Annotated in this window: 6 protein-coding genes, 2 tRNA genes, 3 rRNA genes and 1 pseudogene; 11 read left to right on the top strand and 1 reads right to left on the bottom strand. The window is 58.5% G+C overall.

The window, feature by feature from the left end:
* The first annotated feature begins 457 nt into the window (after positions 1-457).
* The 10 genes and pseudogenes from ACXX83_RS00005 to ACXX83_RS00050 all read left to right on the top strand — a co-directional run bounded on the left by ACXX83_RS00005 (position 458) and on the right by ACXX83_RS00050 (position 17,195).
* Positions 458-1,994 (top strand): 16S ribosomal RNA (locus ACXX83_RS00005).
* Between the two features lie 122 nt (positions 1,995-2,116).
* Positions 2,117-2,193 (top strand) — tRNA-Ile (locus tag ACXX83_RS00010).
* Between the two features lie 9 nt (positions 2,194-2,202).
* Positions 2,203-2,278 (top strand) — tRNA-Ala (locus ACXX83_RS00015).
* A 240-nt stretch (positions 2,279-2,518) separates the two neighbouring features.
* Positions 2,519-5,412, top strand: a 23S ribosomal RNA gene (locus tag ACXX83_RS00020).
* 169 nt (positions 5,413-5,581) lie between these two features.
* Positions 5,582-5,697, top strand: a 5S ribosomal RNA gene (rrf, locus tag ACXX83_RS00025).
* The 16S, 23S and 5S rRNA genes sit together here with 2 tRNA genes alongside, the layout of an rRNA operon.
* 236 nt (positions 5,698-5,933) lie before the next feature.
* The gene (gene recC / locus ACXX83_RS00030) at positions 5,934-9,383 is read left to right on the top strand and encodes an exodeoxyribonuclease V subunit gamma (protein ID WP_458547283.1); all 3,450 of its coding nucleotides are present in this window, start codon (positions 5,934-5,936) and stop codon (positions 9,381-9,383) included.
* Complete coding sequence (gene recB / locus ACXX83_RS00035) at positions 9,383-13,072, top strand: exodeoxyribonuclease V subunit beta (protein WP_458547285.1); 3,690 nt, start codon at positions 9,383-9,385, stop codon at positions 13,070-13,072. Before recC ends, recB begins: the two co-directional genes overlap by 1 nt.
* Positions 13,069-15,171: an exodeoxyribonuclease V subunit alpha gene (gene recD / locus ACXX83_RS00040; protein WP_458547287.1), complete on the top strand. Its 2,103-nt coding sequence runs from the start codon at positions 13,069-13,071 to the stop codon at positions 15,169-15,171. The genes recB and recD overlap by 4 nt, the downstream gene beginning before the upstream one ends.
* Positions 15,172-15,317: 146 nt before the next feature.
* Positions 15,318-15,383: pseudogene (locus ACXX83_RS00045) on the top strand (OmpA family protein); the annotation flags it as partial.
* Positions 15,384-15,650: 267 nt separating this feature from the next.
* Entirely contained in the window at positions 15,651-17,195 is a 1,545-nt protein-coding gene (locus ACXX83_RS00050) for a methyltransferase regulatory domain-containing protein (RefSeq protein ID WP_458547289.1), read from the top strand.
* A 101-nt stretch (positions 17,196-17,296) separates the two neighbouring features.
* Here ACXX83_RS00050 and ACXX83_RS00055 read toward each other — a convergent pair whose 3' ends face one another.
* A complete protein-coding gene (locus tag ACXX83_RS00055; protein WP_104450826.1) occupies positions 17,297-18,244 on the bottom strand; it encodes a LysR family transcriptional regulator in 948 nt (315 codons plus the stop codon).
* Positions 18,245-18,394: 150 nt separating this feature from the next.
* On the opposite strand from ACXX83_RS00055, the gene ACXX83_RS00060 reads away from it, so the two are divergent.
* Complete coding sequence (locus ACXX83_RS00060) at positions 18,395-19,921, top strand: CoA-acylating methylmalonate-semialdehyde dehydrogenase (RefSeq protein WP_015093354.1); 1,527 nt, start codon at positions 18,395-18,397, stop codon at positions 19,919-19,921.
* Positions 19,922-19,926 lie beyond the last annotated feature (5 nt).

A 19,926-nucleotide genomic window follows, 5' to 3' on the forward strand; every position in this document is an offset into this window, starting at 1 on the left:
CTATAATTCGCCCCACTTCCGGCGCAGTCGAAACGGAAAACTCCTTGGAAAACAAAGAGTTACGCAGTTTTCGGCAGCGGGTTGCTTCAGTTCATCGAAGCATAAAGGAAGTTGAAAAAGAGGTGTTGACAGCAGCGAGTAACGCTGTAGAATTCGCCTCCCGCTGACGAGAGATCGAAAGCGCAAGTGGTTGAAGTTGTTAAGGATTCCTTGAAAACTTCTTAAAAAATCACTTGACAGCAAATGAGGCTGCTGTAGAATGCGCGCCTCGGTTGAGACGAAAGATCTTAACCAACCGCTCTTTAACAACTGAATCAAGCAATTCGTGTGGGTGCTTGTGGAGTCAGACTGCTAGTCAACAGATTATCAGCATCACAAGTTACTCCGCGAGAAATCAAAGATGTAACCAACGATTGCTGAGCCAAGTTTAGGGTTTTCTCAAAACCCAAAGATGTTTGAACTGAAGAGTTTGATCATGGCTCAGATTGAACGCTGGCGGCAGGCCTAACACATGCAAGTCGAGCGGATGAAGAGAGCTTGCTCTCTGATTCAGCGGCGGACGGGTGAGTAATGCCTAGGAATCTGCCTGGTAGTGGGGGGCAACGTTTCGAAAGGAACGCTAATACCGCATACGTCCTACGGGAGAAAGCAGGGGACCTTCGGGCCTTGCGCTATCAGATGAGCCTAGGTCGGATTAGCTAGTTGGTGAGGTAATGGCTCACCAAGGCGACGATCCGTAACTGGTCTGAGAGGATGATCAGTCACACTGGAACTGAGACACGGTCCAGACTCCTACGGGAGGCAGCAGTGGGGAATATTGGACAATGGGCGAAAGCCTGATCCAGCCATGCCGCGTGTGTGAAGAAGGTCTTCGGATTGTAAAGCACTTTAAGTTGGGAGGAAGGGCATTAACCTAATACGTTAGTGTTTTGACGTTACCGACAGAATAAGCACCGGCTAACTCTGTGCCAGCAGCCGCGGTAATACAGAGGGTGCAAGCGTTAATCGGAATTACTGGGCGTAAAGCGCGCGTAGGTGGTTTGTTAAGTTGGATGTGAAAGCCCCGGGCTCAACCTGGGAACTGCATTCAAAACTGACAAGCTAGAGTATGGTAGAGGGTGGTGGAATTTCCTGTGTAGCGGTGAAATGCGTAGATATAGGAAGGAACACCAGTGGCGAAGGCGACCACCTGGACTGATACTGACACTGAGGTGCGAAAGCGTGGGGAGCAAACAGGATTAGATACCCTGGTAGTCCACGCCGTAAACGATGTCAACTAGCCGTTGGGAGCCTTGAGCTCTTAGTGGCGCAGCTAACGCATTAAGTTGACCGCCTGGGGAGTACGGCCGCAAGGTTAAAACTCAAATGAATTGACGGGGGCCCGCACAAGCGGTGGAGCATGTGGTTTAATTCGAAGCAACGCGAAGAACCTTACCAGGCCTTGACATCCAATGAACTTTCCAGAGATGGATTGGTGCCTTCGGGAACATTGAGACAGGTGCTGCATGGCTGTCGTCAGCTCGTGTCGTGAGATGTTGGGTTAAGTCCCGTAACGAGCGCAACCCTTGTCCTTAGTTACCAGCACGTTATGGTGGGCACTCTAAGGAGACTGCCGGTGACAAACCGGAGGAAGGTGGGGATGACGTCAAGTCATCATGGCCCTTACGGCCTGGGCTACACACGTGCTACAATGGTCGGTACAGAGGGTTGCCAAGCCGCGAGGTGGAGCTAATCCCACAAAACCGATCGTAGTCCGGATCGCAGTCTGCAACTCGACTGCGTGAAGTCGGAATCGCTAGTAATCGCGAATCAGAATGTCGCGGTGAATACGTTCCCGGGCCTTGTACACACCGCCCGTCACACCATGGGAGTGGGTTGCACCAGAAGTAGCTAGTCTAACCTTCGGGAGGACGGTTACCACGGTGTGATTCATGACTGGGGTGAAGTCGTAACAAGGTAGCCGTAGGGGAACCTGCGGCTGGATCACCTCCTTAATCGACGACTCAGCTGCTCCATAAGTTCCCACACGAATTGCTTGATTCATTGAAGAAGACGATAGAAGCAGCTTTAAGCTCCAAGCTGATAGCTCAACGCTAACAGTTACGCGCTCGAAATTGGGTCTGTAGCTCAGTTGGTTAGAGCGCACCCCTGATAAGGGTGAGGTCGGCAGTTCGAATCTGCCCAGACCCACCAATTTTGTATGGGGCCATAGCTCAGCTGGGAGAGCGCCTGCCTTGCACGCAGGAGGTCAACGGTTCGATCCCGTTTGGCTCCACCATTAACTGCTTCGAAAGTTTGAGAGTTTAGAAATGAATATTCTGCAATGAATATTGATTTCTAGTCTTTTGATTAGATCGTTCTTTAAAAATTTGGGTATGTGATAGAAAGATAGACTGAACGTTACTTTCACTGGTAACGGATCAGGCTAAGGTAAAATTTGTGAGTTCTCTTAGTTGAGAAATTCGAATTTTCGGCGAATGTCGTCTTCACAGTATAACCAGATTGCTTGGGGTTATATGGTCAAGTGAAGAAGCGCATACGGTGGATGCCTTGGCAGTCAGAGGCGATGAAAGACGTGGTAGCCTGCGAAAAGCTTCGGGGAGTCGGCAAACAGACTTTGATCCGGAGATGTCTGAATGGGGGAACCCAGCCATCATAAGATGGTTATCTTGTACTGAATACATAGGTGCAAGAGGCGAACCAGGGGAACTGAAACATCTAAGTACCCTGAGGAAAAGAAATCAACCGAGATTCCCTTAGTAGTGGCGAGCGAACGGGGACTAGCCCTTAAGTTGATTTGAGATTAGCGGAACGCTCTGGAAAGTGCGGCCATAGTGGGTGATAGCCCTGTACGCGAAAATCTCTTATCAATGAAATCGAGTAGGACGGAGCACGAGAAACTTTGTCTGAATATGGGGGGACCATCCTCCAAGGCTAAATACTACTGACTGACCGATAGTGAACTAGTACCGTGAGGGAAAGGCGAAAAGAACCCCGGAGAGGGGAGTGAAATAGATCCTGAAACCGTATGCGTACAAGCAGTGGGAGCCCACTTTGTTGGGTGACTGCGTACCTTTTGTATAATGGGTCAGCGACTTATTTTCAGTGGCGAGCTTAACCGAATAGGGGAGGCGTAGCGAAAGCGAGTCTTAATAGGGCGTCTAGTCGCTGGGAATAGACCCGAAACCGGGCGATCTATCCATGGGCAGGTTGAAGGTTAGGTAACACTGACTGGAGGACCGAACCGACTACCGTTGAAAAGTTAGCGGATGACCTGTGGATCGGAGTGAAAGGCTAATCAAGCTCGGAGATAGCTGGTTCTCCTCGAAAGCTATTTAGGTAGCGCCTCATGTATCACTGTAGGGGGTAGAGCACTGTTTCGGCTAGGGGGTCATCCCGACTTACCAAACCGATGCAAACTCCGAATACCTACAAGTGCCGAGCATGGGAGACACACGGCGGGTGCTAACGTCCGTCGTGAAAAGGGAAACAACCCAGACCGTCAGCTAAGGTCCCAAAGTTATGGTTAAGTGGGAAACGATGTGGGAAGGCTTAGACAGCTAGGAGGTTGGCTTAGAAGCAGCCACCCTTTAAAGAAAGCGTAATAGCTCACTAGTCGAGTCGGCCTGCGCGGAAGATGTAACGGGGCTCAAACCATACACCGAAGCTACGGGTATCACCTTCGGGTGATGCGGTAGAGGAGCGTTCTGTAAGCCTGTGAAGGTGAGTTGAGAAGCTTGCTGGAGGTATCAGAAGTGCGAATGCTGACATGAGTAACGACAATGGGTGTGAAAAACACCCACGCCGAAAGACCAAGGTTTCCTGCGCAACGTTAATCGACGCAGGGTTAGTCGGTCCCTAAGGCGAGGCTGAAAAGCGTAGTCGATGGAAAACAGGTTAATATTCCTGTACTTCTGGTTATTGCGATGGAGGGACGGAGAAGGCTAGGCCAGCTTGGCGTTGGTTGTCCAAGTTTAAGGTGGTAGGCTGGAATCTTAGGTAAATCCGGGATTCTAAGGCCGAGAGCTGATGACGAGTTACCTTTTAGGTGACGAAGTGGTTGATGCCATGCTTCCAAGAAAAGCTTCTAAGCTTCAGATAACCAGGAACCGTACCCCAAACCGACACAGGTGGTTGGGTAGAGAATACCAAGGCGCTTGAGAGAACTCGGGTGAAGGAACTAGGCAAAATGGCACCGTAACTTCGGGAGAAGGTGCGCCGGTGAGGGTGAAGGACTTGCTCCGTAAGCCCACGCCGGTCGAAGATACCAGGCCGCTGCGACTGTTTATTAAAAACACAGCACTCTGCAAACACGAAAGTGGACGTATAGGGTGTGACGCCTGCCCGGTGCCGGAAGGTTAATTGATGGGGTTAGCTAACGCGAAGCTCTTGATCGAAGCCCCGGTAAACGGCGGCCGTAACTATAACGGTCCTAAGGTAGCGAAATTCCTTGTCGGGTAAGTTCCGACCTGCACGAATGGCGTAACGATGGCGGCGCTGTCTCCACCCGAGACTCAGTGAAATTGAAATCGCTGTGAAGATGCAGTGTATCCGCGGCTAGACGGAAAGACCCCGTGAACCTTTACTATAGCTTTGCACTGGACTTTGAATTTGCTTGTGTAGGATAGGTGGGAGGCTTTGAAGCGTGGACGCCAGTTCGCGTGGAGCCATCCTTGAAATACCACCCTGGCAACTTTGAGGTTCTAACTCAGGTCCGTTATCCGGATCGAGGACAGTGTATGGTGGGTAGTTTGACTGGGGCGGTCTCCTCCTAAAGAGTAACGGAGGAGTACGAAGGTGCGCTCAGACCGGTCGGAAATCGGTCGTAGAGTATAAAGGCAAAAGCGCGCTTGACTGCGAGACAGACACGTCGAGCAGGTACGAAAGTAGGTCTTAGTGATCCGGTGGTTCTGTATGGAAGGGCCATCGCTCAACGGATAAAAGGTACTCCGGGGATAACAGGCTGATACCGCCCAAGAGTTCATATCGACGGCGGTGTTTGGCACCTCGATGTCGGCTCATCACATCCTGGGGCTGAAGCCGGTCCCAAGGGTATGGCTGTTCGCCATTTAAAGTGGTACGCGAGCTGGGTTTAGAACGTCGTGAGACAGTTCGGTCCCTATCTGCCGTGGACGTTTGAGATTTGAGAGGGGCTGCTCCTAGTACGAGAGGACCGGAGTGGACGAACCTCTGGTGTTCCGGTTGTCACGCCAGTGGCATTGCCGGGTAGCTATGTTCGGAAAAGATAACCGCTGAAAGCATCTAAGCGGGAAACTTGCCTCAAGATGAGATCTCACTGGAACCTTGAGTTCCCTGAAGGGCCGTCGAAGACTACGACGTTGATAGGTTGGGTGTGTAAGCGCTGTGAGGCGTTGAGCTAACCAATACTAATTGCCCGTGAGGCTTGACCATATAACACCCAAGCAATTTGATGCTCCTAGTTGAAAAGACGAAAGAGACCAGATTGCGGTGTGTGAAGACGAAACGAACCGAAAGTTCGAAAGACTCACAAAACACCTAGCTGTCACATACCCAATTTGCTGAAGCGAGGCCAACTGGTCACGACTCGGTACCCGAATTTCTTGACGACCATAGAGCGTTGGAACCACCTGATCCCATCCCGAACTCAGAAGTGAAACGATGCATCGCCGATGGTAGTGTGGGGTTTCCCCATGTGAGAGTAGGTCATCGTCAAGATTAAATTCCGAAACCCCAATTGCGAAAGCAGTTGGGGTTTTGTTTTTGCGCCTCCATACACCTCAAACGCTGTTCCCTGTAGGAGCGAGCCTGCTCCGGGCGGCGTTCCGACGAAGAACTTCAGCGCACCGCGTTACCCCAGGCAACCCGCGTCATCGTTGACGACCTTCGCGAGCGAGCTCGCTCCTACAAATGCTAAAGTCGTCCCTCGAATTTGCATTTTCCAAGGAAGCCTTATGCCGGACGCGACGTCCCTCAGTGCTGGATTCATGGTGGTTCACGGCAATCGCCTGGACGAGTTGCGCAGCCTGGTGGTCAGTTGGATGCGGCGCTACCCGCTGGCTCCCCTGGAGAATGAAATCGCGCTGGTGCAAAGCAATGGCATTGCCCAATGGTTGAAGCTGGCCCTGGCGGAAGATTCCGAAGAAGACGACATGGGCGGCTGCGGCATCGCCGCCGCCATCGACGTGCAGCTGCCCGGCAGTTTCATGTGGCAGCTCTATCGCATGGTCCTTGGGCGCGACGAAATTCCGGCCAAGTCCCTGCTCGATAAAGCCCCACTGACCTGGCGATTGATGCGCCTGCTGCCGCAGTTGATCAACCAGCCACACTTCGAGCCGCTGCAGCGCTTCCTGACCCATGACACCGATCTGCGCAAACGCTATCAACTGGCTGAGCGTCTGGCGGACCTGTTCGACCAGTACCAGGTCTATCGGGCCGACTGGCTTGAAGACTGGGCAGAAGGTCGACATCAGACAAGAAGCGCCAGGGGCGAGGCCAAAGCCCTGACGCCGGCCAATTGCTGGCAGGCAGAGTTATGGCGTGCACTCTTGCTGGATGTCGGAGAGCAAGGCATGGCGCAAAGCCGTGCCGGGGTCCATCAGCGATTCGTCGAACGCATCAACAACCTCGAAACAGCTCCCCAGGGATTGCCCTCGCGAGTGATCGTTTTCGGGATTTCTTCGCTGCCTGCCCAAGCCCTGGAAGCACTGGCGGGGCTGGCACGATTCAGTCAGGTCCTGCTGTGCGTACACAACCCGTGTCGTCACCATTGGGCGGACATCGTCGCCGATAAAGACCTGTTGCGCCATCAATACAAGCGTCAGGCCCGCAAGAGCGGCATGCCGGTAGTGATCGATCCGCAAACCCTGCACCAGCATGCTCACCCGCTGCTGGCTGCCTGGGGTAAACAGGGGCGGGACTATATCAACCTGCTCGACAGTTACGACGATCCCAACAGCTATCGCTCCGCATTTCGTGACGGGCGCATCGACCTGTTCAGTGACGGTCAGCCGCTGAATGTGCTCAACCAGTTGCAGGATGACATCCTCGAGTTGCGTCCCCTCAACGAGACTCGGGAGCGCTGGCCGGCCATCGATCTGCAGACGGACGAATCGATCCGTTTTCACATTGCCCACAGCGCCCAGCGAGAAGTCGAGATTCTCCACGATCAACTGCTCGCGCGCTTCAGTGCCGATCCGGCATTGCGCCCCCGGGACATCATCGTGATGGTCCCGGACATCGACAGCTACGCCCCGCATATTCGTGCCGTGTTTGGCCAACTCGACCGTCAGGACCCGCGCTTCATTCCGTTTACGCTGGCTGACCAGGGCCAGCGTGGTCGCGATCCACTGCTGATTGCGGTCGAGCACCTGCTCAAGTTGCCTGACAGCCGATTCCCCGTCAGTGAGATTCTCGATCTGCTGGACGTCCCGGCACTGCGCGCCCGCTTTGGTGTCGAGGAGCGTGACCTGCCGACCCTGCACCGCTGGATCGAAGGTGCCGGCATTCGCTGGGGCATGAATGCCGAGCAACGTGCCGGACTCGGGCTGCCCAATGAACTGGAGCAAAACAGCTGGCGTTTCGGTTTGCGACGGATGTTGCTCGGTTATGCCGTTGGCAGCGCCGATGCCTATGAGGGCATCGAGCCCTACGACGAGATCGGTGGTCTGGACGCTGCGCTCATTGGTCCGCTGGTTGCGCTGCTGGACGCGCTGGAAGTGGCTCACCATGAACTCTCTCAGCCTGCACCGCCGCGGCAATGGGGCTTGCGCTTGCAGGCGTTGGTGCAGTTGTTCTTCCTCGCCAGCAACGAACACGATGACTACTTGCTGGCCCGGCTCGAAGAACTGCGTGAGACCTGGCTCGAGACCTGCGAATCCGTCGGCTTGCAGGACGAGTTGCCGCTGACGGTCGTCCGTGAAGCCTGGCTTGCAGGCCTGGACCAGGGCCGTTTGTCCCAACGCTTTCTGGCCGGTGCGGTGAACTTCTGCACCTTGATGCCCATGCGTGCTATCCCGTTCAAGCTGGTCTGCCTGCTGGGCATGAATGACGGCGATTATCCGCGTGCTCAACCGCCGCTGGATTTCGATCTGATGGGCAGTGATTACCGGCCAGGTGATCGCTCCCGACGCGAAGATGACCGTTACCTGCTACTGGAGGCCTTGTTGTCGGCTCGCGATCAGCTCTACATCAGTTGGGTGGGCCGCAGCATCCGCGACAATAGCGAGAGGCCGGCGTCGGTATTGATCGGCCAGTTGCGTGACCACCTGGCCAGCGGTTGGCGATTGGCACAAAGTGGCGAGGATCTGCTTGAAGCCATGACCCGGGAACACCCCTTGCAGCCTTTCAGCGCCCGCTACTTTCACGAAGGGGATGAGTCGTTCAGCTACGCCACCGAATGGCAGGTCCTTCATCAAGCGGCAGAGCAACAGGCGAGCGCCGAAGTGCTTGAGGCTCACGTTCAGGACGAACCCCTCAGCCTCGGTCAGCTGCAGGATTTCCTGCGCAATCCGGTACGGCACTTTTTCAGCCAGCGACTGAAAGTCTTCTTCGAGGCGGCTGAAGTGCCGTTGGCCGATGAAGAGCCTTTTGTCCTGGATGCACTGCAGCGTTACAGCCTCAGCGATCGTTTGCTCGAAGCGGCGCTGGCAGATCCGGGAAATACCGGACAGGCACTAGAGGATCAGGCCAAACGCCTGCAAAACAGCGGGCTGCTGCCCATGGCCGGTTTCGGTGAGTGCCTACAACGTGAATTGATCGAACCATTGCCCGACTTGCTGCAACGCCACCAACAGCTCCTGGCTTTGTGGCCGACACCGCTCAGCAGTGCGTTGCCCGTCAATCTTGAACTGCAAGGCCTGCACGTCGAGGGCTGGCTCAGCGGTCTGCATCAGCGCGCTGATGGTGGTTTGCTGTCTGTCACGACGATCCCCAACAGTATCGGCTCGATCAAATCGCGCAAATGGCATCGACTGACGCGCCCGTGGCTCACGCATCTGGTGGCCTGTGCCAGTGGCATGGCGTTGACCACCGCGCTGGTAGCCAGCGACGACAGCCTGTTGCTCGCACCGATGGACGAGTCCACGGCACGGAAAATTCTCGGTGACCTGTTGATGGCCTGGCAGTCGGGTATGCGCCAGCCTCTGCCGATCGCGGTCAAGACCGCTTTTGCGTGGCTGGGGCAAACCGACCCGGTCAAAGCCGCGGCCGCGGCGCGCAAGGCCTATGAAGGGGACGGGCAGACGACGGACGGAGAGCGACGCGAAAGTCCGGCACTTGCACGCCAGTTCGCCGATTACGATGCCCTGAGCGCCGATGAAACCTTCCCCGACTGGTGTGATGCGCTCTATCGCCCGCTGCTTGAAGCACCCTGGCGTTCACTGTACAGCGAGGAGTCGCGTTGATGAGTACAAAGACACCTCTGGCCCTGGCCTTCCCGCTGCGTGGCAGTCAACTGATCGAAGCCAGCGCGGGGACCGGCAAGACCTTCACCATTTCCGCGCTGTACCTGCGCCTGGTGCTGGGCAATGGCGGGGAAGGCAGCGGCTTCGGACGCGAACTGTTGCCGCCGCAAATCCTCGTCGTGACCTTTACCGACGCCGCCACTAAAGAGTTGCGAGAACGCATTCGCACGCGACTCGCCGAGGCCGCACGCTTTTTCCGCGATGAAACGCCTGCCCCCGACAGCCTGATTGCCGAGCTGCGTGATCAGTACTTGCCCGAGCAATGGCCCGGATGCGCAAACCGCCTGGATATCGCCGCCCAATGGATGGACGAGGCAGCAGTGTCGACTATCCACAGTTGGTGCCAGCGCATGTTGCGCGAGCACGCCTTCGACAGCGGCAGCCTGTTTACCCAGACCCTGGAAACCGACCACAGCGATTTGCTGGGGGAGGTCCTGCGCGATTACTGGCGGCTGTTCTGCTACCCGATGCAAGGTGATGCGCTGAATTGGGTGCGCAGCAATTGGGGCGGTCCGGCGGCGCTGCTGCCGCGGATTCGTGCGCTGTTTGCCAGTGAGCGCGATACGCTTCAAGGCAAAGAGCCCGCCGAGATAATTTCGCAATGCTTGCAAGAGCGCCGCGCCGCCCTGACCGAACTCAAGAGGCCCTGGCTGCGGTGGGCGGACGAGTTGCTTGCCATCTGCCACGAGGGCGTTGCCAGTAAGGCTGTCGACGGTCGCAAGATGCAGGCACGCTATTTCGAGCCCTGGTTCGAAAAAATCAAAGCCTGGGCCGAAGACGAATCCCTTGAGCAACTGGATATCGGCACCGGTTTCACGCGCCTGACCCCTGATGGCATGGCCGAAGCCTGGAAGGGCGATGCACCTCGACATCCGGGGCTCGATGCGATGGCCGGTCTCAAGGCCTGTCTCGACGGGTTGCCAACGCCCGATGCCGCCGTGCTGCAACATGCCGCCCGCTGGGTCGGGGCACGATTCGAAGAAGAGAAACGCCGTCGTGCGGAAATGGGCTTCGATGACATGTTGCTGCGCCTTGATGCGGCCTTGCAGTCCGATGGCGGCGAGCGGCTGGCCACCCTGATTCGTGAACAGTTTCCGGTCGCCCTTATCGATGAGTTCCAGGACACCGACCCGGTGCAATACCGGATCTTCGAGAGCATCTACCGCATTGAAGAGAACAGCCCCGAGTGCGGCCTGTTCCTGATCGGCGACCCGAAACAGGCGATCTATGCTTTTCGCGGTGCCGACATCCATACCTACCTGCGCGCCCGCCAGGCCACCACCGGCCGATTGCACACCCTGGGCACCAACTTCCGCTCAAGCCATGGCATGGTCAACGCGGTGAACCATGTGTTCGAGCGTGCCGAAGCACGGGAGTCGGGACGGGGCGCATTCCTCTTTCGGGAACCGAATGGCGCCAACCCGGTTCCGTTCATGCCGGTGGCCTCCCAGGGCCGCAAAGAAGTGCTGCAAATCAATAATCAGCCTGTCCCGGCCTTGAATATCTGGCACTTGGCGGCCGAACAACCATTGTCCGGTGCGGTGTACCGGCAACATCTGGCGGCGGCCTGCGCCAGTGAAATCACGGCATTGCTCAATGGCGGGCAGCAGGGGCAAGCGGGATTCACCCAGGACGGCAAAGCCTTCAGGGGCCTGCTGCCGGCGGACATCGCCATCCTGGTGCGCGATGGCAAGGAAGCGCAGGCGGTGCGTGGCGAATTGGCTGCACGGGGCGTGCGCAGTGTCTACCTGTCGGACAAGGACTCGGTGTTCGCCGCCCAGGAGGCGCATGACGTGCTGACCTGGCTCAAGGCCTGCGCCGAGCCGGATGTCGAGCGCCCGCTGCGGGCCGCGTTGGCCAGCATCACCTTGAACCTTTCGTTGACCGAGCTGGAGCGCTTGAATCAGGACGAATTGGCCTGGGAGTCCCGGGTCATGCAGTTCCGTGGCTATCGCGAAGTCTGGCGCAAGCAGGGTGTTTTGCCGATGCTGCGCCGTTTGCTGCACGACTTCCGCCTGCCCCAGGCGTTGATCGCCCGCAGTGACGGCGAGCGGGTCTTGACGAACCTCCTGCACCTGTCCGAATTGCTGCAACAGGCCGCCGCCGAACTCGATGGCGAACAAGCGCTGATCCGGCATTTGTCCGAGCATCTGGCGTTGTCCGGGCAGGCGGGCGAGGAGCAGATCCTGCGGCTGGAAAGTGATGAGCAACTGGTCAAGGTCGTGACCATCCACAAGTCCAAAGGCCTTGAATACCCCTTGGTGTTCCTGCCGTTCATTTGCTCGGCGAAACCGGTGGATGGCAGCCGCCTGCCGTTGCACTACCACGATGAATCAGGCAATGCCCAGGTCACGTTGAAGCCGACGCCAGAATTGATTGCCCTGGCCGACGATGAGCGTCTGGCCGAGGATCTGCGCTTGCTCTATGTCGCCCTGACCCGGGCGCAACACGCCTGCTGGCTGGGGGTGGCTGACCTCAAGCGCGGCAACAACAATGGTTCGGTGCTGCATCTGTCGGCCTTGGGTTATCTGTTGGGGGGCGGTGCACCATTGGCCGACTCCCCGGCGTTGCAGCAGTGGTTGCGCGACCTGCAACAGGACTGCCCGGCGCTGGCCTATGCCCAGATGCCTGACGCGACAACAGAGCATTACCTGCCACCGCAAAACGACGCGGCGCTGCTGGCTCCGCTGATCCCGAAACGCAAGGCCAGTGAAAACTGGTGGATCGCCTCTTACAGCGCATTGCGCATTGGCGACACCCTGAGTATCGGCACGGACGAGGCGCCGGAGAGTCCGCAGGCGCAAAAACTGTTCGATGACGAACGTCTCGACCCGCAGGCTCCCAGGGAAGTGGCGGCCAGCGGCGGCGATATCCATCGCTTCCCACGCGGCCCGAACCCCGGCACCTTCCTCCATGGTCTGCTCGAATGGGCGGGGGGCGAGGGGTTTGCCGCGACATCCCAGGAGGTGATCGACGCCATTGCGCGACGCTGCAATCGCCGAGGCTGGGAGGGCTGGATCACCACGCTGAGTGACTGGCTGCAGCATCTGCTCAAGTCGCCGTTTCAAATGGGTGCCGATCAGGCGCCGGTGATATTCGGGCAGTTGACGCAATACCAGGTCGAGATGGAATTCTGGTTCGCCAGCCATAAGGTCGATGTACTCAAGCTCGATGCGCTGGTGTGCCAGTACACCCATGACGGCGTGGCCCGGGTGGCCGCCGAACCGGTGCTGCTCAACGGCATGTTCAAGGGCTTCATCGACCTGACGTTCGAACACGACGGCCGCTATTACGTTGCCGACTACAAATCCAACTGGCTTGGCGCCGATGATGCGGCCTACACCGTGGCGGCCATGGAGCAATCGATTCTCGACAACCGCTATGACCTGCAATACGTGTTGTACCTGTTGGCCCTGCATCGCCAGCTCAAGGCGCGGCTCGCCGATTACGACTACGACCGGCATGTCGGCGGTGCGTTGTACCTGTTCCTGCGGGGTACGCGTGCGGCCAGCCAGGGGGTGTTTTTCACCCGTCCGCCAAGAGAACTCATCGAGCGTCTGGACAGGCTGTTCCAGGGCAAGCCAGAGCCCAAGGCCGAGCCCGCCTGGGAACAGGGAGTACTGTTATGAATCGCTCATTCGCCGATTTGCTGCCGACATCGCTGGCAGCCGAAAGCCTGGCCGAACTCGCGCCGCTGAGTCGTGCCGACGATTTGCTGTTGCTGCTCACGCGCTGGGTCGAACGTGGCTGGCTGCGCGCGCTGGACAAAGCCTTTGTGGCGTTTCTGCATGAGCTGGCGCCGGAGGATGATCCGTTGGTCTTGCTGGCAGCCGCGTTGACCAGCCACCAGTTGGGCCACGGGCATGTCTGCCTCGACCTGTTCGAGACACTGAAAGAGCCGGACTTCGCCCTGTCATTACCACCCGAAGGTGATGTGCAAGGCGGCGCCATGCTGTTGCCGTCGCAATTGCTCGGATCGCTGGACGGTGCTCATTGGTGCAAGGTGCTGGCCGCCAGCAACCTGGTCGCCCTGGCTGCTGACAGCCGTGACAACGTGCGTGACCGACCTTTGGTGTTGTCGGGCAAACGCTTGTACCTGCGCCGCTATTGGGCCTACGAGCGGCGGATCGACCTTTCGCTGCGCGAGCGTCTGGCGGAGCACGAGTCCACGCCGAACGACCTGCTCCAGCGCCTCACCGGTTTGTTTGGGCCTGCCCGGCCGGGTGAAGTGATCGACTGGCAGAAGCTCGCCTGCGCCCTGGCGACGCGCAGCGCCTTCAGCATCGTGACGGGGGGGCCGGGAACCGGCAAGACCACCACCGTCGTGCGCTTGCTGGCGTTGCTCCAGGCACCGGCGGTCGAGGCCGGCATGCCATTGCGCATTCGCCTCGCCGCACCGACCGGCAAGGCTGCGGCGCGTCTGACAGAGTCCATCAGCCAGCAAGTCCGGACCCTGAAGGTCAGCGAAGCAATACGCGAGAAAATCCCGTCGGATGTCACCACCGTTCACCGGCTGCTGGGCAGTCGGCCCGGGACACGTCATTTCCGGCACCACGCGGGCAATCGCCTGCCGCTGGATGTGCTGGTGGTGGACGAGGCCTCGATGATCGACCTGGAAATGATGGCCAATCTGCTCGACGCCTTGCCGGCCCATGCACGCCTCGTGCTGTTGGGTGACAAGGATCAGTTGGCTTCGGTAGAAGCCGGTGCGGTACTGGGGGATCTGTGTCGTGACGCGGAGGCTGGCTGGTACAGCCCGCAGACACGCCAGTGGCTGGAAGTCGTCAGCGGCGAAAACCTGCAGGCCGGCGGATTGCAGGAGGATACGCAGGGCGCTCATCCACTGGCCCAACAGGTGGTGATGTTGCGCCATTCCCGGCGATTCGGTGAGGGCAGTGGCATTGGTCAGCTCGCTCGTTGGGTCAACCAGCAGCAACCGGAAGAAGCCCGCAAGTTGTTGTCTGCGCGAAGCCATGACGATGTGTATGGCTTGTCCCTCAAGGGCGAGCAAGACCGGACCCTGGAGCGTTTGCTGCTCGAAGGCCATGGTGAGGGGCCGCAGGGTTATCGGCATTACCTGACCTTGCTGCGTAAACAGCGGCCACCACTCGACAGCCCGCTGGAAGATTCGAGCTGGACTGACTGGGCCCGGGAGGTGTTGCAAGCCTTTGACGCGTTCCAGCTGTTATGTGCCGTGCGCAAGGGGCCGTGGGGTGTGGAGGGCCTGAACCAGCGGGTGACGGACGCCTTGCTCAGGGCACGCCTGATCGACAGCGACCAGCAGTGGTACGAAGGTCGCCCCGTGCTGATGACTCGCAACGATTACGGGCTGGGCTTGATGAACGGCGATATTGGCATCGCCCTCAAACTCCCGGAGCAGGAGGGCCACGGAAAACAGGTTTTGCGTGTGGCGTTCCCACGCAATGACGGTCAGGGCGGTGTGCGATTTGTCCTGCCAAGCCGTCTGAATGATGTCGAAACCGTGTACGCCATGACTGTGCATAAATCCCAAGGCTCGGAGTTCGCGCACACCGCGTTGATTCTTCCTGACGCCTTGAATCCGGTCCTCACCAAGGAATTGATCTACACCGGGATTACCCGGGCCAAGGACTGGTTCACCCTGATCGAATCGCGCGCAGGCGTATTTGAAGAGGCGGTGAAACGCCGGGTCAAGCGCTTGAGCGGGCTGATGCTGGAACTGAAGGACGGCAGTGAGCCGACAGGCTGAAAGGTCAGTGAGCGATTGTAGGAAGTTGCCAGAGGCGGCGTAGTACGTGGCCTCGCTGGCATTTCCTCGCTGTGCAGTCGTTGCGGCATCCTTTCGCTTCGGTCCAAGAGTATCCCTGCATGAAGGTGGCTGTCAGGATGACAGAGCGCGTCGGCAAGGCGCTGCTCGGTGTGGGTATCGAGCGAGAGCGGGTCGATGGCCACACCGACGCACCGAGAATTGCCGGGTCGCCATCGGCGTTAGCTCCGACTAATTGGCGAGCGGCTCTTGGTGAGCTGGATATGCGGACGCGCTAGCCTCCCTCATGCAAGCCAAGGGCGTCCCTATCGTTCACGCTCAATCTGTACCATCTGTGGCCGCAACGGCTACAGCCTGGCGTAGACACGAAAAGTTGTTCACACGTTTTTTATTGCTTGTAGTGCGCAAGAGCTACCCCTTATAAGAGCAACTTTTCACTCTCGAAATAAAGGGAAACAAGCATGAGCGACGCCTGGAACGAAGGGTATTTTACGGACGAGGGCTACACCTACAGCTACAGCCGGGAAATCAATCCAGTCTTCCAGCGCTATTGCTTGTTGTTGCGCGGTTTTGCCAGTCTTGAGACGACCGACGGCTATCACTGCGAATTGGGATTTGGCCAGGGTGTCTCGATCAATATCCATGCCGCCGCCAACCCAGGGGCCTACATAGGTACGGATTTCCACCCAGGCCAGGCAGCCCATGCCAATGCACTGGCGACTGCCTGGAACAGCGATGCGCGGCTGTATGACGACAGCTTCGAGCAATTGCTTGCCCGCGACGACTTGCCACAATTCGACAGCATCAGCCTGCATGGCATCTGGACCTGGGTCAGCCGCGACAATCAGAAACTTATCGTCGAGTTCGCCCGTCGTCACCTCAAACCCGGTGGCCTGCTGTACATAAGCTACAACTGCTTTCCCGGCTGGTCGCCGTCGGCGCCCTTGCGTCATCTGTTCAGGCTGCACGACCGCTTCGCCACGAACACCTGCGTTCGCCCGGACCAGCGTATCGAGGCCGCACTGCAATTCTCCGAAACGCTGCTGGCGGCCAATCCCAACTACGCCAGCGCGGTACCGAACCTGAACGACAAGCTCCAGGGCATCAAAGGCCAGGATCGCCAGTACGTCGCCCATGAATACTTCAACCGCGACTGGAACTGCATGTATTTCACCGACGTGGTCGATGCCCTGGCCCCCGCCAAACTCGACTACGCCACGACGGCTGTCCCTCTGGACTCGGTGGCCCCGCTCAACTTGAGCGCAGAAGGCATGGACTTCCTGGAAGGAATCGAGCACCCGGTCATGCGTGAACAAGCGCGCGACTACTTCGTCAACCAGCAGTTCCGTCGAGATCTGTACGTGCGCGGCGCCAACCGACTGTCCGCCGCTGAACAGCGCCAGGGTATGTACAACACGCGCTTTGTCCTGTTGCAGGCGGCAGAAAGCATATCTGACACCGTCAGGGGGCCTGCCGGCGAAGCGACGCTGCAGGCAGAGGTCTATGGCCCCGTACTCGAAGCGCTGACGGCCAACGCCTATGCACCGAAAACGTTGCGCCAGTTGGCCGTGGCCGTGCCCTCGATGCCTTATGACGATCTGGTGCAGGCCATCACCGTATTGATCGGGATGGGCGCTGCAGCACCGTGCCAGAGCGAAGTGGCCGAGAAACTGGTGCAGGCGCGCTGCAACACCCTCAATCTGCAGCTTTGCAAACGTGCGCTGCTCAGTAACAAAATCCAGATCCTGGCCAGTCCGGTAACGGGCGGCGGCGTGCCGGTCAGCCGCTTCCAGCTGCTGTTCCTGATATCCATCAAGCAAGGCAGAAAACATCCGGCTGAATGGGCACAGCTGGCGTGGGGCGTTCTCGCCGAACAAGGCGAAGTCCTCATCAAGGACAATCAGCCGTTGACCACGGCAGAAGAGAATATCGCCGAACTGACTGAACAGGCCGAAGCGTTTGCCGAGCAATCGCTGGTGGTTCTCAAGGCGTTGAACATCGTTTGACCGACAGATGGGGGGGGCAGACGCCCCCATCATGGGAGCCCTCGCGTGGGCTTTAACCTGCTGACCTCATTACGGTGCCGCTACCTGATTCCTTCAAATCTTCAGTCGGCAAACAACATCTCCCGGCTTTCGCCCATCAACAGGCCCTGATTCTGCTCGGTGACCTGGCGGATGTAATCCCACAACAGGGTGATCCGCTTGAGCTTCCTGAGGTCCTCCCGGCAGTACATCCAGAACTGTCGGGTGATGTTGATTTCCTGTGGCAACACCGGCAGCAGGCGTGGGTCTTGAGTGGCGAGGAAGCACGGCAGGATCGCCAGTGAGCGTCCTTGCTGCGCCGCCACGAACTGGGCGATCACGCTGGTGCTGCGCAGGTTGGCGCTGGCACCGGGCAGTACGTTGGCCAGGTACAACAGCTCCGAGCTGAACGCCAGGTCGTCGACGTAACTGATAAACGAATGTTTCGCCAGGTCTGCCGGGCGGCGGATGGCCGGGTGGTTGTCGAGATAATCCTGGGTCGCGTACAGCTGCAACCGGTAGTCGCACAGTTTGCAGCAGACGTACGGGCCATGCTCCGGACGCTCCAGGGCGATGACGATGTCGGCCTCGCGCTTGGACAGGCTGATGAAGTGCGGCAGCGGCAGGATGTCCACCGAGATCGCCGGGTAGGTGTCGACGAAGTGGCTCAACTGCGGCGTGATGAAAAAGCTGCCGAAGCCTTCGGTGCAGCCCATGCGCACATGACCGGACAGCGCCACGCCGGACCCGGAAACCTGCTCGCACGCCATGTGCAAGGTGCTTTCGATCGATTCGGCATACCCCATCAACCGCTGGCCTTCGGCAGTCAGGACAAAGCCGTTGGTCCGGGACTTCTCGAACAGCAAGGTGCCCAGCGCCGTTTCCAGCGAACTGATGCGCCGCGACACCGTGGTGTAGTCCACCGCCAGGCGCTTGGCCGCGGTGCTGGCCTTGCGGGTGCGGGCGACTTCAAGGAAAAACTTGAGGTCATCCCAGTTCAGCGAACCGAGGGAGGTGATGTTTTTTTGCATGTTGGACCGGTTTTTATGTGCGTTCTTATCAGAAGTTTGCACATCTATACTCCAAAAACAGTCCGAGAACCAATTCGCGACAAACAGCTCATCTCAGGGCGACCCTTTCGCCCTGGCTCCCAAGATAACAACAAAGATCCGGAGACTCACATGAACGCATCGCTCACGCCCAATGACACCACCGTGCAAAAGGTCAAACTGTTGATCGACGGCGAATGGGTCGAGTCCAAGTCCACCGAATGGCACGACATCGTCAACCCGGCGACCCAGCAAGTGCTGGCCAAAGTGCCGTTTGCCACCGCCGAAGAAGTCGACGCCGCCATCAGCGCCGCTCATCGTGCTTTCCAGACCTGGAAGTTGACACCCATCGGCGCGCGGATGCGCATCATGCTCAAGCTCCAGGCGCTGATTCGCGAGCACTCCAAGCGCATCGCCGCGGTCCTGAGCGCCGAGCAGGGCAAGACCATTGCCGACGCCGAAGGCGATATTTTCCGTGGCCTGGAAGTGGTCGAGCACGCCTGCTCCATCGGCAGCCTGCAAATGGGCGAATTCGCTGAAAACGTCGCCGGTGGCGTCGACACTTACACCCTGCGCCAGCCGATCGGCGTGTGCGCGGGTATTACCCCGTTCAACTTCCCGGCGATGATTCCGCTGTGGATGTTCCCGATGGCCATCGCCTGCGGCAACACCTTCGTGCTCAAGCCGTCGGAACAGGACCCGATGTCGACCATGCTCCTGGTAGAGCTGGCGATCGAGGCGGGCATTCCGGCCGGCGTGCTCAACGTCGTGCATGGCGGCAAGGATGTGGTGGACGGGCTCTGCACCCACAAGGACATCAAGGCGGTTTCCTTTGTCGGCTCGACCGCCGTCGGTACTCATGTCTATGACCTGGCCGGTAAACACGGCAAGCGCGTGCAATCGATGATGGGCGCCAAGAACCACGCCGTGGTGCTGCCGGACGCCAATCGCGAACAAGCGCTGAATGCGCTGGTGGGTGCCGGCTTCGGTGCTGCCGGTCAACGCTGCATGGCCACCTCGGTGGTGGTGCTGGTGGGTGCGGCCAAGCAATGGCTGCCGGACCTCAAGGCGCTGGCGCAAAAACTCAAGGTCAATGCCGGCAGCGAGCCGGGCACCGATGTCGGTCCAGTGATTTCGAAGAAAGCCAAGGCGCGGATTCTCGACCTGATCGAAAGCGGCATCAAGGAAGGCGCCAAGCTGGAGCTGGACGGTCGCGAAATCTCGGTTCCGGGCTACGAGAAGGGCAACTTTGTCGGCCCGACCCTGTTCTCCGGCGTGACCACCGACATGCAGATCTACACCCAGGAAATCTTCGGCCCGGTGCTGGTGGTGCTGGAAGTCGCCACCCTCGACGAGGCCATCGCCCTGGTCAACGCCAACCCGTTCGGCAACGGCACGGGCCTGTTCACCCAGAGCGGTGCGGCGGCACGTAAATTCCAGAGCGAGATCGATGTCGGCCAGGTCGGCATCAACATCCCGATCCCGGTGCCGGTCCCGTTCTTCAGCTTTACCGGCTCGCGCGGCTCCAAGCTCGGCGACCTCGGTCCGTACGGCAAGCAAGTGGTGCAGTTCTACACTCAGACCAAGACCGTCACCAGCCGCTGGTTCGACGACAACAGCGTCAACGACGGTGTGAACACCACAATCAATCTGCGATAAGGAGC

The organism is Pseudomonas sp. GNP012, assembly GCF_054343835.1.